This is a genomic window from Streptomyces sp. NPDC054956 (genome assembly GCF_053609185.1).
Genome location: NZ_JBSGXB010000206.1, coordinates 1 through 13,567, shown reverse-complemented (window position 1 = coordinate 13,567; position 13,567 = coordinate 1). Strand labels below are relative to the sequence as shown.

12 protein-coding genes, 1 tRNA gene and 1 pseudogene are annotated in these 13,567 nt (G+C 73.5%); 3 read left to right on the top strand and 11 right to left on the bottom strand.

Annotation, left to right across the window (positions count from 1 at the left end; translation table 11 throughout):
* Nucleotides 1-57: 57 nt before the first annotated feature.
* The 9 genes from ACWGDE_RS26685 to ACWGDE_RS26645 form a co-directional block, all read right to left on the bottom strand.
* Complete coding sequence (locus ACWGDE_RS26685; protein WP_453391569.1) at nucleotides 58-225, bottom strand: hypothetical protein; 168 nt, start codon at nucleotides 223-225, stop codon at nucleotides 58-60.
* A gap of 188 nt (nucleotides 226-413) precedes the next feature.
* Nucleotides 414-1,670, bottom strand: coding sequence for an ATP-binding protein (locus ACWGDE_RS26680; protein WP_453391568.1), 1,257 nt, complete (start codon nucleotides 1,668-1,670; stop codon nucleotides 414-416).
* Entirely contained in the window at nucleotides 1,667-3,022 is a 1,356-nt protein-coding gene (locus ACWGDE_RS26675; protein WP_453391567.1) for an ATP-grasp domain-containing protein, read from the bottom strand. The genes ACWGDE_RS26680 and ACWGDE_RS26675 overlap by 4 nt, the downstream gene beginning before the upstream one ends.
* Nucleotides 3,019-4,269 carry an ATP-grasp domain-containing protein gene (locus ACWGDE_RS26670; RefSeq protein ID WP_453391566.1) on the bottom strand — a complete coding sequence of 417 codons (1,251 nt, stop codon included), beginning with the start codon at nucleotides 4,267-4,269 and terminating at the stop codon, nucleotides 3,019-3,021. Before ACWGDE_RS26670 ends, ACWGDE_RS26675 begins: the two co-directional genes overlap by 4 nt.
* Nucleotides 4,266-5,648, bottom strand: a complete 1,383-nt coding sequence (locus tag ACWGDE_RS26665; protein ID WP_453391565.1) for an MFS transporter — start codon at nucleotides 5,646-5,648, stop codon at nucleotides 4,266-4,268. Before ACWGDE_RS26665 ends, ACWGDE_RS26670 begins: the two co-directional genes overlap by 4 nt.
* Nucleotides 5,645-5,881: a tautomerase family protein gene (locus ACWGDE_RS26660; RefSeq protein WP_453391564.1), complete on the bottom strand. Its 237-nt coding sequence runs from the start codon at nucleotides 5,879-5,881 to the stop codon at nucleotides 5,645-5,647. The genes ACWGDE_RS26665 and ACWGDE_RS26660 overlap by 4 nt, the downstream gene beginning before the upstream one ends.
* A gap of 78 nt (nucleotides 5,882-5,959) precedes the next feature.
* A complete protein-coding gene (locus tag ACWGDE_RS26655; RefSeq protein ID WP_453391570.1) occupies nucleotides 5,960-6,964 on the bottom strand; it encodes a PLP-dependent cysteine synthase family protein in 1,005 nt (334 codons plus the stop codon).
* 160 nt (nucleotides 6,965-7,124) lie between these two features.
* A complete protein-coding gene (gene epsC / locus ACWGDE_RS26650; RefSeq protein WP_453391563.1) occupies nucleotides 7,125-7,736 on the bottom strand; it encodes a serine O-acetyltransferase EpsC in 612 nt (203 codons plus the stop codon).
* Nucleotides 7,736-8,323 carry an NADPH-dependent FMN reductase gene (locus ACWGDE_RS26645; protein WP_453391562.1) on the bottom strand — a complete coding sequence of 196 codons (588 nt, stop codon included), beginning with the start codon at nucleotides 8,321-8,323 and terminating at the stop codon, nucleotides 7,736-7,738. Before ACWGDE_RS26645 ends, epsC begins: the two co-directional genes overlap by 1 nt.
* Nucleotides 8,324-8,569: 246 nt before the next feature.
* On the opposite strand from ACWGDE_RS26645, the gene ACWGDE_RS26640 reads away from it, so the two are divergent.
* The 3 genes from ACWGDE_RS26640 (at nucleotide 8,570) to ACWGDE_RS26630 (ending at nucleotide 11,324) form a co-directional block, all read left to right on the top strand.
* Nucleotides 8,570-8,643 (top strand) — tRNA-Met (locus tag ACWGDE_RS26640).
* A 176-nt stretch (nucleotides 8,644-8,819) separates the two neighbouring features.
* Nucleotides 8,820-10,001: a PP2C family protein-serine/threonine phosphatase gene (locus ACWGDE_RS26635; protein WP_453391561.1), complete on the top strand. Its 1,182-nt coding sequence runs from the start codon at nucleotides 8,820-8,822 to the stop codon at nucleotides 9,999-10,001.
* Between the two features lie 282 nt (nucleotides 10,002-10,283).
* Nucleotides 10,284-11,324, top strand: coding sequence for a M23 family metallopeptidase (locus ACWGDE_RS26630; protein WP_453391560.1), 1,041 nt, complete (start codon nucleotides 10,284-10,286; stop codon nucleotides 11,322-11,324).
* Nucleotides 11,325-11,365: 41 nt separating this feature from the next.
* Here the strand turns inward: ACWGDE_RS26630 and ACWGDE_RS26625 are convergent.
* Both ACWGDE_RS26625 and trmB read right to left on the bottom strand, forming a co-directional pair.
* Nucleotides 11,366-12,580 (bottom strand): annotated as a pseudogene (locus ACWGDE_RS26625) (PrsW family intramembrane metalloprotease); the annotation flags it as partial.
* A gap of 101 nt (nucleotides 12,581-12,681) precedes the next feature.
* Complete coding sequence (trmB, locus tag ACWGDE_RS26620; protein ID WP_453391559.1) at nucleotides 12,682-13,512, bottom strand: tRNA (guanosine(46)-N7)-methyltransferase TrmB; 831 nt, start codon at nucleotides 13,510-13,512, stop codon at nucleotides 12,682-12,684.
* Nucleotides 13,513-13,567: the final 55 nt, after the last annotated feature.

The window sequence follows — 13,567 nt, the reverse complement described above, 5'->3', positions numbered from 1 at the left end:
GCCCCCGGTAGGGAGCGGGCCGCCGCCGTACGCGGGCCCTGGGGCCGGTGGCGTGTGTCAGGAGATGCGGGGGGAGATGACGGGGGACGGGCTGCCCGGTCCGTGGAGGTCGGCCTCGACGTGGGACTGGTCCGTGAAGTCCCAGCCCAGGTCACCGGTCGCGCCCAGTACGGCCGTCAGCCCCAGTGCGATGCCCCCGACGATTCCGGCCAGCTTGCTGCGCATTTCTTTTCCCCGCCCCATTGGTCCGTGCTGCTGTGCGTGCTGCTTTCGACAAGAGAGAGGTTCTCCGGAACCGTTCCCCAACGGTTCCCTCTCCGTTACCGACCTCGGACGCTACAGCGGGAACGGATCAAGAACCAGGTTCTGTCCGCTTGTTGGGCATCTGTCGGGGGACCGTCCCGGGCATTGGCTCAATCGATCAGGATCTCTGTCTCGAAACGCGTCCCGAGCGCCCGCAGCCTGCGCTCGCACTCCTCCCGGGTCGGCGCCGACAGCACCGCGGCCGCCAGGAAGTCCGAGGAGATGGCGGCCTCGGCGAGCACCTCCCCCGGCTCCGCGAAGACCCCGTAGAACTCCACCCACGGCTCCTCCGGGGTGACCGGGACGGCGCGCACCGTTCCCGGCCGCTTCATCATCAGGACCTGCCCGGCCATCCGGACCGGCTCCAGCGGTTCCCGTCCCTCCCCGGCCTTCTCCAGGGCCGGCAGCCGCAGGCCCGTGTGCGCCCGGGCCGCCAGCTCCACCGGGTGCACCCCGAAGACCGCCGTCAGCACGTCACGGATGCGCGCGCCCGCCGGACGGGCCGCGACCTCGCAGACGACCAGGCGGTCGTCGGGCGTGTGGAAGACCTCCGCGTGGAAGGCGTAGTCCGCCGGTCCGCCCAGCGCCCCGAGCGCCTCCTCCGCGAGCGCCAGCAGACGCGGGGTCAGCGGGTCCGAGGGGTCCAGGGTGAGGTCCACCCGGGCGCCGCCGTCGGCCTGGAAGGAGGACAGGTCGTACTGGTACTGCGAGGGCCAGGCCATGACCGTGCGGCCGCCCGCGACCACCCCGTCCACGTGGCACATGCGGCCCGGGACGTACGCCTCCAGCAGCAGGTCCTCGCGGGGGCCGGCGGCGGGCCCGAACTCCTCGGCGATCCGCTCCTCCAGCTCCTGCCCGGTCCGCACGATCCGCAGGCCGATGGAGCCGAAGCCGTCGCGGGCCTTGAAGACCAGCGGCAGGCCGTGTCCGGCGGCGAAGTCCCGTACCGCCTCCGCCGTCGCCGGCACCGTGTGCGGGGCGACCTCGATGCCCGCCGCCGCCAGCTTCCGCTTCATCAGGACCTTGTCCCGGAAGGGCAGCACCTCGGCGGGCAGCTGGCCGGGCAGACCGAACTTCTCGCGCAGGCCGGCTGCCCGGATCAGGTCGGCCTCGTGGTGCGCGATGACATGGGTGACCTGGTGCTCGTGGGCCAGGTCGCGGGCGAGGCGGTCGACGAGCTCCTCGTCGTCGAAGCTGTCGATCAGTTCCAGGTGGCGGTAGCCGCCGGGGCCGTCCGGGACCCGCTCGCCGCCCGCCTCGATCCTGTCGCGGGCCGCGATCATCACCACGCCCCCGTCGAGCTCCGCCAGCCACCGGTCGTAGGGGAACGGGCCGAGCGGGAACCGGTGCAGTACGAGCGCGGTCATGCCGCCACCTCCAGGTCGTACGGGGCCACGTCGATGGCGTGGGGGGTCACGTCGATGCGGATCTCGCCGGTCAGCCGCTCGCAGAGGGCCACCGCGGCGTCCGTGTCGGCCGCCGTGACGGCGGCGAAGCCGAGCCGGTCCCAGTTGTCCCGCAGCGGGCGGACCTCGTCGCCCGGGCGTACGGAGACCTCCACGGCCAGCACGTCGGCGCGGGCCCGGACCTCCGACACGCCCGATACGGCCGTGACCGTCCCCGGGTCGCGGAGCACGAAGCGGGTACAGGCTCCGGCGCGGGCCGCCGGGGGCCCGGGCAGCTCCTCGACGAGGCCCATCGGCCAGGCCACCCCGTACCCGATCAGGTCGATCCCGTACGCGGCCTCGACCAGCTCGTTGATGTGGCCGCCGCCGACCCGGTTGTGCGACTCGATGACGACGGGGCCGCGGGAGCCGAGGCGCAGCTCGGTGTGGCTGGGCCCGTCGCTCACGCCCATGGTGTCGAGGAACTCCGCGACCGCGGCGGTGATCCGGGCGTGCGCCTCCGGCGCCAGCCGGGCGGGCAGGGCGTGGCCCAGCTCCGCGAAGTGGGCGTCGTCGACGAGCTTCTCGGTCACCGCGATCACCACGTGGCGGCCGCCGAAGCTGAAGGCCTCCACGCTGAACTCGGGTCCGTCGAGGTAGGACTCCATCAGGAACTCGCGCACCGTGAAGAGGGTCGAGCCGCGGTCGGTGCGCCGGCCGCGCAGCTCCTCGATCCGCTCCCACACGGCGGGCAGCTCGTCCGGGCCGCCGACCCGGATCAGGCCGAAGCTCGCGGTCGCGTCGGTGGGCTTGACGATGAACGGGAAGCCCGCACGCTGCGCGAAGTCCTCCAGGGAGTCCCGGTCGGTGACCCGGCCCCAGTGCATGGCCGACTTGCCGTGGTCGGCCAGGTGGCGCCGCATCAGGTGCTTGTCGCGCAGCCGGCGGCTCACCTCGGGGCCGGTGCCCGGGAGGCCGAAGTGCTCCCTCAGCCGGGCCGCCGTGTCCAGGCCGCCCTCGGTGAGGGAGACGACGGCGTCGAACCCCCAGACCTCGCGGGCGGCCTCGGCGAGCGGCCGTACGGTGGCCCAGTCGGTGTAGTCGATCATCAGCAGCGCGTCGGCCAGGCCGGTCTGGAAGGCGTTGACCTTGTCGGGGTGCTGGAGCAGCACCACGCGTACGCCGAGGGCCTTGGCGCGTTCCAGGTGCTGGTCGGTGGCGCCGACGAGGAGCATGGTCCGGTCCCCGGGGGCCTCGGCGGTGCCGGGGGTGCCGGCCGTCTCGGCGGTCGGAGCGGTCGGAGCGGTCGGCGGGGTCGGGACGGTCGCGGTCATCGCAGGGCCTCCTTCGGGGCAGGGGCAGGGGCAGGGGCGGTCGTCGTGCGCAGCGCGGCGCGGGCCGCGGCGATGCGCTCGGCGGCCTCGGCGGGGCTCGCGCCGTCGACCACGGCGTAACCGTGGCGGCTGGCCGAGTCGGTGGTGTCCGGCAGGACGTCGCCCGGGGCGTACGGGAAGTGCACGGCGTGCACGTGCTCCAGGTCCCCCAGCTCCGCCAGCCCCGAGACGGACCCCAGCGGGCCCGCGGGCAGCCGGAAGTAGCCGATGGAGGCGTACCGGTGGGGCGCGGGGACCTTCACGTCCTCGCCGGCCAGGGCCCGGAAGATCGCCGCCTCCAGGTCGAAGCCGGTGGCGACCTCCATGAGCAGCGGGATCCGGTCCCCGCCGAGGCGGGCCTGGGACTCCACGATGCGCGGCCCGGCCGGGGTCAGGATGACCTCGGTGTGCGCCGGTCCGAACTCGTAGCCCGCGAGGTCGAGCAGGGCGGTGACGGTGGAGCGGATCGCGCCCTCGTCGCCCGGGGCGAGCGGGGCCGGGTGGACGTGCCCGGTCTCGACGAACCGGGGCGGGCCGCTGGTCTGCTTGGCGGTGATCCCGACGACCTCGTGCATGCCGTCGACGGTCAGCGTCTCGACGCTGAACTCCGGGCCCTCGAGGAAGTCCTCGATGATGAACGGGCCTTCGATGCCGGCGGCCCCGACGCGCCCGGTCCACTCCGCGAGGTCCGCGGCCGTACGGACCAGCGCGATCCCGCGGCTGCCCGCCGAGTTGGCGGGCTTGACGACCGCGGGCAGCCCGAACTCGGCGAGCAGCGGCTCCACTTCGGCGAGCTTCCTGGCTTCCCGGGCACGGACCACGGAGACGCCGTTGCGGTTGAGCAGGCGGCGCATCGCGTTCTTGTCGTTGAGCAGCCGGACGGACTCCGCGCGGTTCGGCGACAGGCCCAGGGCCTCGGCCTCGGCGAGCACCGGGGCCATGGAGGACTCGCTGCCCAGGTGCAGGACGTGGTCCACCTCGTACTCGCGGGCCACGCGGGCCACCAGGGCGCGCAGCGCGGCCTCGTCCTCGAAGTCGACCAGCGCCACCTGCTCCGAGTGCTCGGCGACCTTGTCGAGGTAGGCGGCCGGACGCAGCTTCGGGTCCCAGATCGACCAGACCCGGAAGCCCGCTTCGACGGCCTTGCGGACGAGCTGCTCGTACGGCATCACCATCAGGAGCCGGCCGGTGCTGCGGGGGTGGGTCATGACGGGGCTCCGTTCCGGGCCGGTACGACGGTCTGCGGGAGGGCCGGTGCGACGGCCGGTGTGACGGTCTGCGAGACGGCACGGGGGTCGGCCCCCGCGGCCTGCTGGTCGGCGTCCTGCTCGCCGTCGTCCTGCCCGCCGTCGGCCCGGCGGGCAGGACGCAGCGGCAGCAGGGAGCGGTAGACGAGGATCGCGCCGAGGCCGAAGGCCCCGTAGAGCAGGCTCATGCCGAGCGGCGGGACGAAGGCCCCGACACTGACGCACAGCGAGCCGACGAGCAGCCCGACGCGGGCGTTGAGGCCGTACGCGGCCAGGTACTTGGTGCGGGCCGCCGGGTCCACGAGGTCGGCCAGCAGGGCCTGCTTGACCGGCACGTTCGCGATCTCGCCGAGGGTCATCAGGACGGCCGCGGCGATCAGGATCCAGCCGCTGTTGCTGACGGCCAGGACCATGTAGCCGGCGGTGAAGACGACCAGGCCCGCGTAGAGCCGGACCCGGTCGGACAGCCGGCGGAACATGCTGCCCGCGAAGAGGGCGAAGACGACGACCAGGGCGGTGTTGACCGCGCGCAGGATGCCGAGCATCGCGACCCCGTCGACGGCCGGGAACCAGCGCTCCAGGCCGGCCAGGGCCTGCTCGGGGAACTCGTCCGAGAGCCGTACGGCGATGTAGTAGCCGATCTGCACCTCGACGGCCCGGGTGAGGGTCGCCGCGATCATCAGCCGCAGGAACACCCGGTCCCGGGAGACCGCGAGGTAGCCGCGGAGCATGGCCGTGACACCGGCCGCCTGCTCCTTGGCGTACTGCGGGGCGCTCTCGGCGATCCACCACCAGGTGACCAGGGCGGTCGCCGCGGACAGCACGGCCGCCGCGGTCAGCAGCAGGGCGAAGTGGTCACCGTAGAAGAAGCCGCCGATCAGGGCGCCGAGGGTGAACGCCATGTTGATCGACCAGTAGTTGACCGTGTAGACGAGCGTGCGGTTCTCCGGGGTGGAGACGTCGATCATCATCGCGTCGGCGGCGGGCGTGGCGGCGCTCGCGAGACAGGTGTTGAGCAGGAAGAGGACGAAGGTGGCCGCTCCCGACTGCCACCAGGGCGAGTTGGCCAGGGCCAGCAGCCCGAAGGTGAGGGTGGCTCCGGCCTCGCCCGCGACCATCAGCGGCTTGCGGCCGTGGACGTCGGCGAGGTGCCCGCCGAGGAAGTTGCTGGCGATGCCCGCGACCGCCACGACCAGCGTGAGCGCGCCGGCCGTCGCCGCGCCGTACAGGGCGGCCAGGTGGATGACCATCAGCGGCATCAGCATGATGCCGAGCAGCCGCTGCACGAATCCGACGCCGAGCCTCAGCTTGATGTTGGGGTGCAGCTCGCGGAAGTTCACTCTCCGGCTCCGTCGTCCGCGCCGCCCGCGTCCGCCGCCGGTCCGCCGAGGAGCCCGTCGGCGAGGACGCCGCCCTTGCCCCAGTAGGCCGGCTCCACGTCCCGGACGATCACGGTCACGGCCTCGGGCGGGCAGTGGGCGACCCGGGAGGCGCTCTCGGTCAGTTCGCGGACGAGCTCGGCGCGCTGGGCACGGTCGTTGCCCTGCCACCAGTCGACGGTGATCACCGGCATGTCGGGGTTCCTTTGCGGAGTGGGGGAGTTCGGAGTGGGGGAGGCCGGGGACCCGGAGCGGACCGGGTCAGGGCCGGGTCAGGACCGGGCGGTCAGCGCGACGGGCTGGGTGGCCGGCCGGTCGGCGGGCCGGGCCGCGGGCCGCGCCGTGGGGGCGCCGTCCTGGTCCCAGAGGCTGAGGTAGCGCTCGCCGGTGTCGGGCAGCACGGTGACGATCGAGGCGCCGATGTAGTCCGGGTGCGCGGCCAGCTCGGCGCAGGCGTGGGCGACGGCGCCGGAGGAGACCCCGACGAAGATGCCCTGGCGGCGGGCGAGCGCACGGGCCGCGGTCATCGCGTCCTCGTCGGACACGGTGACCACGTGGTCGATCAGGTCCACGTCGGTGGTGGGGGCGACGAAACCGCCGTTGAGACCGGGGATGCGGTGCAGGCCGCCGACGCCCTGGGAGAGCACGGGGGAGTTCTCCGGCTCGACCGCCACGACGCGGATCGACGGGTCCTGCTCCTTCAGGTACTTCGCGGCGCCGGTCAGGGTGCCGCCGGTGCCCACGCCGCAGACCAGGACGTCGATGCGGCCGGCCGTGTCGGTCCAGATCTCCGGGCCGGTGGTCTCGTAGTGGGCCTTCACGTTGTCGGGGTTCTCGTGCTGGCAGGGGAACCAGGAACCGGGGGTCGCCGCGTGCAGCTCCTCGGCCTTGGCGATCGCACCGGGGTACCCGGCTTCGCGCGGGGTCTGCACGATCTCTGCGCCGAGCGCCCTGAGCAGGGAGACCCGCTCCTGGGTGGCGCTGTCGGGCAGCACGATGACGCAGCGGTAGCCGCGGGCCGCGGAGAACGCGGCCAGCGAGATGCCCGTGTTGCCGGAGGTCGCCTCGATGACGGTGCCGTTGCCGGGCGTCAGATCGCCCCGCAGCTCGGCGGCGCGCAGCATGTACAGGGCGGCCCGGTCCTTGCTGCTGGACATCGGGTTGGCCGACTCCAGCTTGGCCAGCACCTCGGTGCCCGGGGCGGTGTCCTCGAAGCGCAGGCGGATCAGCGGGGTCGAGCCGACCAGGTCCTCGATGCTGTCGGCGATGGGGCGCATCTCGCGGTTCTCGTTGCTGTCGTTGCTGCTGGTGCTGCTGGTGCTGGCCACGTCGGTTCCTCACAAGTTTCGGGTCGTACGGCTGCGTTTCGGGTGGTCGTACGGTCAGCCGTACGCCGGTGAAGTCTTCGCGGGGACAGGCGGGTTCGGGCCCCGGGTCCTACCAGGAGCCCGCCGAGGCGGTCGCCGCGTACAGGTCCTCCATGGGCCGCGGCTCCGCGCCGACCGCCTTGATCACGGCGGTAGCGGCCAGCACCCGCGCCCCCGGGGGCACGTCCTTGTTCACCAGGGCCTGGGCGCCGATGACGGCGTGCTCGCCGATGGTGACGGGCCCCAGCACGGTGGCGTTCGTACCGAGCACGACGTCGTGGCCCACCACCGGGTGGCGGCGCTCCCCGTCGGCCCGGTTGTTGTCGCTCCACCAGCCGACCGCTCCGAGGGTCACCTGGTGGTAGATGGTCACGTCGTCGCCGACCACAGCGGTCTCGCCGATCACCACGGCCGCGCCGTGGTCGATGAACACCCGCCGGCCCAGTACCGCACCGGGGTGGATCTCCACGGCGGTACCGCGCCGGGCGTACCAGGCGACGGCCCGCGCGGTCATGCGCAGTCCGCGCCGGTGCAGCCGGTGCGCGATCCGGTGGGCCCACAGCGCGGGCAGCGCCGCGTGCAGCAGGGCCTCGCGGCGACTGCGTATCGAGGGATCGCGGGCCACCACCACCTCCAGGTCCTCCTTCATGATCCGGAGCAGCCCGGGCCGGTCGGCGGCCATCAGACGAGCGCCTCGGCGCGGCCGCCGACGGCGGTGAGCCCGGAGACCTCCGCGAGCACGGCGAGCGTCAGGCTCTCGAGCCGGCCCACGAGCTCCGGATCGGTGTAGCGCCCGTCCTCGGTGGCCAGTGCCCCGGCACCGCCGACGGCGACCGGCTCGTGCTCGACGAGCTGCGCGCCGCAGCGCCGCAGTACGCCGACCAGCCCGGGCTGGGCGTCGAGCCCGCCACGCGCTCCGGGGGAGGCGCTGGCCACGGCCGTGACCTTGCCGCTGAGCGGGCTCTGGCCGCCCGGCCGCGACAGCCAGTCCAGCGCGTTCTTCAGCGCGCCGGGCATCTCGCCGTTGTAGGAGGGGGTGCTGATGAACAGCGCGTCCGCTCCGGCGACCAGCTCCTTGGCCTCGCGCACCGCCGCCGAACCGTCGGCCTGCTCCAGGGAGGCCTCGTAGAACGGCAGTTCGGCGACGGAGAGCGACACGGCCTCGTGCTCGCCGGGCAGACCCTCCAGGATGTGGCGCACGGTCGCCAGCACTGCGGTGTTCACCGAGTCTCGGCGCGTGCTGCCGGACACCAGAACGATCTTCGCCACGGGGACCCCTTCTCCTCGGCCTCCCGGTCGGCAGGCCCTTCGACTGGTCACACACTCCCGTCGGCGGTTCCCGAACCCCTCCCGCTCCGTTCCCGGTTCCGTCGCGACGGGCCCGCCAGGCGCGCGACGGCAGCCCCAGAAGCCCGGTTTTACGGCTCTGACCTGCGGCGATACCGGTCCCGGGGGTGGCCGGGACGTTAATTGGCGGAGCCCTCCCCCCGGATGGCGTAGAGTTGGGTTTACCGACGCGGGGTGGAGCAGCTCGGTAGCTCGCTGGGCTCATAACCCAGAGGTCGTAGGTTCAAATCCTGCCCCCGCTACTCAGTACGAAGGCCCGGTTCCCCTTGGGGAACCGGGCCTTCGTCGTATGTCCACGGTGCCCCCTCCTCACTCGAACGGTCCTGTCCGGGTGGCCGTACGGGCCCTCGGGCGGCCAGCCTTGGGGGGCGAGGCGGCGGCCCGCACCCGTGCGAGGGACCGGGCGGCAGGAGAGAGCGTGGCGGGGCTGGGCCGGCAGGGCAGGAGCGGGCGCGCGTTCGGCGCGGCCGCCGGCAGCCCCGTGGTCCGCCGGATCGTCAAAATGCTCCCGGCCTCGCTGATCGCGCTCGGCCTCGCCTTCGACGTCCTGACCCCGCCCAGCTTCACGGGCTCCCCCTTCTTCTCCGCGGCCCCGCTGATCGCCGCTCCGCTCTTCACCCTGCGCTGGACGGCGCTGACCGGGGTGCTGGCCACGCTCGCCGTGATCGTGCTGCACATCTACAACGGCACCACCTGGAAGGTGGAGGCCCTGACCGAGCTGGCCACCGTCCTGACCGTCTCCGGGCTGGCCACGCTGATCAACGTCGTGGTGCGGCGCGGCACCGAGCAGCTCGCCTCGGCCCGCGGGATCGCCGAGGCCGCGCAGCGCGCCGTACTGCCGACGCCCGCCGAGCGGATCGCGGGCCTGCACGTCAGCGCCTCCTACGAGGCCGCGCAGGCCGACGCCTTCATCGGCGGCGACCTGTACGCCGTCCAGGACTCCCCGTACGGGGTCCGCCTCGCGGTGGGCGACGTACGGGGCAAGGGGCTCGGTGCGGTCGAGGCCGTCGCCGTGGTCCTCGGGGCCTTCCGGGAGGCGGCCGAGAGCGAGCCCACCCTGGAGGGCGTGGCGCAGCGCCTCGAGCGGGCGCTGGCCCGCGAGGGCACCCGGCGCGACAGCCTGGACGCGGTGGAGGGCTTCACGACCTGCGTGCTCGGGGAGATCCCGCCGGGCGCGGGCGTGCTGCGCCTGGTCAACCGGGGCCACCCCGAGCCGCTGCTGCTGTACGCGGACGGGGGCCTCTCGGTGCTGGCCCCCACCGACCCGGCGCTGCCGCTGGGCATGGGCGACCTGGGCGGCTGGCCGGACCGGGCACAGGAGTGGCCGTTCCCGGCGGGAGCCACGCTGCTCCTCTACACGGACGGGCTGACCGAGGCCCGGGACGGGGCCGGGACCTTCTACGATCCCGCGGACCGGCTGCGCGGCCGGGTCTTCCCCGGGCCCGACGAACTGCTGAGCGCACTCGGCAGCGACGTGCGGCGGCATACGGGCGGCGGGGCGACGGACGACATGGCGCTGCTGGCGGTGGCGCGGCCGGGGGAGCGGCAGCCGGAACGGCGCCGGACGGTCCCCGTGGTGCCCAAAGGGGACGCAGCGTAACCGTGAGGGCGCACTCAGCAAGGTTCCTGACGGACCGTCAATGTGAAGATGTGGCGGGAGGGGTGAGGGAGTCGGCCAATTTTTGCCCGAGTTGATCCCCAAGTGTGGATAAAAGTCGTGGCCAGAGCCGTTCGGTGGGTGGCCGATTGTCGTTAACGATCAATCGCAACTGCTTGGAATCACTCCCCTTCTTCTATTACCGTTCGATAACGCAGCGCGGTCGTCCCAGCCGTCGCAAGAGACGGCGCCGTGCGCGTGCTCGTCCATGAGGAGTGTGCCCCGGTGGCCTCCAACTCGCCTGCCCCTGAAGGCATCGAAGTCCAGGAGCCGCCCACCGCCGGAGCCTGGGGCGAGTGGAACCCGACCGAGGACTCCGCCCGACCGCCGCGCGGCAAGCACCGCGTGCTCAAGCAGCGCGGCGGACTCGCCCGCTCCTCCACCGTCCTCGGCGTCGGCGTCATCGCGGCCGTCGGTGCGAGCGGCATAGCCACCGCGCAGGACCGGCCCCAGGTCGCCATCACCCTGCCCTCCCTCCCCTCCCTGCCCGGCGTACTGGGCGGCGAGGACGACGCCGCCACCGCCGCCGCGCCGGAGCGAGCGGCCTCGGACGCGGCGGACGCCGACCGGGCCCGGACCGGGCTCTTCCCGCGACAGGCCGACCGCCGCGCCGACGCCGGCGAACTGCTGCGCAGCCGCATCCTCCAGCAGGCCGAGTTCCAGCAGGACGCCGCCGCCGCACAGGAGCGGGCCGAGTCCGAACGCGCCGCCCAGGAGGCCGCCGCCAAGGAGGCGCGCGAGGCCCAGGAGAGCGCCCGCAAGGCGGCCGAGGCGGCCGCCGCCGAACAGGCGGCGAAGGAAGAGCGCGAAGCCCGGGCCGCCAAGGAGGCCGCCGAGGCCAAGGCGGCGGAGGCCGCGGCCCGCGCGGCCGGCGGCTACGCCCTGCCCACCTCGTCCTACACCCTCACCTCGCACTACGGCGACGCCGGCTCCATGTGGTCCTCCGGCCACCACACGGGCCTCGACTTCGCCGCCCCGACCGGCACCCCCGTCAAGGCGGTCGCCGGCGGCAAGATCACCTCGGCCGGCTGGTCCGGCGCGTACGGCTACCGGATCGTGCTGGAACTCCCCGACGGCACCGAGGTCTGGTACTGCCACCTGTCCTCGATGTCGGTGACCGGCGGCTCGGTCGCCGCGGGCGACACCATCGGCCGGGTCGGCGCGACCGGCAACGTCACCGGCCCCCACCTCCACCTCGAAGTGCGCCAGGGCGGCGCCACGGTGGACCCGCTGGCCTGGCTGACCTCCAAGGGCCTCAACGTCTGAGCCCCACGGGGTCCGTCCGTACGGCGGACCTGTGGAGCACGGTGGTTCCGCGGAGCCGGTACGACGGCGGGCGCGGGCCGTTCGACCGGAACCCGGTGCCCCAGCGGGTCGAACCAGGGCGGCAGCAGCTCCTCCAGGACCGCGGCCCGGGACAGGGCCGGTCCCGCCGTGGCGCGGCGCAGCCAGAGCCGGTGCAGCAACTCCCGCTCCCGGAGCGCGAAGTCGGGCTCGCGGGCCGGACCCCGGCTGCGCGCCCGGTGCCGCAGCAGGGCCAGGGCCGCCGCGTCGGCCTCGTACCGGGCCACCGCCCGCCCGGCCGGACGCCCGCCCGTACTGCGGGCCAGCTCCCGGGCCAGCGACCGGGCCGGCATCGACACCAGCGCGGGCACCTCGGCGGGGCCCAGCCAGCCGGCGGCCGCGTACACCGCGAGCTCCCCGGCGACGGCCCGCAGGCGCCGGCGCCTTATCCACACGGCCAGCCACGCCAGCGCCCCGAACACCGGGACCATCACGCAGCCGTAGACCACGTAGAAGCCGGACTCCCCGAGGTCGGAGGAGCTGTTCCACAGCGCGTGCAGACCCATCGCCGCGCCCAGCCCGAGCAGCGGCAGCCCGGCCCGGCGCACGGGCCGGACGCAGAGCGCGGCCGCGCCGAAACCGAGGCCGGTGAACACGGTGAACAGCGGATGCGCGAACGGCGACATCACCATCCGGACGAAGAAGGTCGCCGCGGTGACGGAGTCCAGCACCCCGGTGCCGCTCCCCGCGTCCTCGTCGAAGGCGTTGCCGAGGTAGAGGATGTTCTCGGTGAAGGCGAAGCCGGTGGCGGTGAAACCGGCCACCACGAAACCGTCGGCGGGGCCGGCGAACTGGCGTCTTCGGAACAGGAACACCAGCAGCAGGGCGGCCGCCTTGGCGCACTCCTCGACCACCGGCGCGATGGCCACCGAGCCGAGCTGGTCGGCGTCGGAGGGATCGGCGGTGGCCGCGGCTATCCACTCGGTGGCGAAACTGTTGGCCAGTATGGCGATCAGCGCCGCCGCGCACGCCCCCCAGCCGAAGCAGAACAGCAACTGCGCCCACGGATGCGGCGCGGCCCGGCCGACCCACCGGAACGCCGCCATGAGCGGCGGTACGGGCACCAGGGCCAGGCCGAGGCCGACGAAGAACCCGGGGGTACCGGTCTGCTCCCGCACGAGCTCGAGGATCGAGATCCCGGACAGACCGAGCAGCAGGACGAGCGCGTACGTGGGCACATGGCCCGTACGCGCCGCACGGACCGCACGGGACAGCCGGGTTGTCGCTCGGAGCACGCGATGACTCTACCGAGCGACCCCGACACGGGGAGTGACGTAACTCAGATGCCTGAGTTACCCGCGATATCGACGCGCCGGAAGAGCAGATCGTGTACGACGTGCCCCTTGTCGAGCCCTTGCCCCTCGAACCGGGTGAGGGGACGGAAGTCGGGCCGCGGCGCGTATCCGCCGTCGGCCTGCGTGTTCTCGAACTCCGGCTGAGCGGTGAGCACTTCGAGCATCTGCTCGGCGTACGGCTCCCAGTCGGTCGCGCAGTGCAGGATCGCCCCGGGCGCCATGCGGGTGGCGGCCAGCGCGAGGAACTCGGGCTGGATCAGCCGCCGCTTGTTGTGGCGCGCCTTGGGCCACGGGTCCGGGAAGTACACCCGGATCCCGGCGAGGGAATCGGGGGGCAGCATCTCGCGGAGCAGGATGATCGCGTCACCGTTCGCGACGCGCACGTTGGTCATCCCGCCCCGCTCGGCGAGCGCGAGCAGGTTCCCCTGCCCGGGGGTGTGCACGTCGGCGGCGAGGATCCCGGTGCCGGGGTCGGCGGCGGCCATCTGCGCGGTGGCCTCGCCCATCCCGAACCCGATCTCCAGGACGACGGGAAGCCCGCCGAACATCTCCTTCAGGTCGATGACGTCGTGCCCGTCGATGTCCAGACCCCAGGTCCCCCAGAGCCGCTTCAGGGCCTCGCCCTGCCCGGTGGTCACCCGGCTGCGCCGGGGCTGGAAGCTCCGGATCCGCCGCTCGTGGTGCGAGCCGGCCGGATCGGGCGAGGGCCCGTCGGGAAACCGCGGCTCGGTCCGCCACTTCGGGGGCGTATAGGTACCGGCCGCCTCCGGCGCGGGCTGGGAGGCGGCATTCTGGGGACTCAGTGACTCAGACACAATCCCCGGATTCTACGCGCGCCAGTGGCCGCGACGCCGCTGCGCGGGGCTCCGC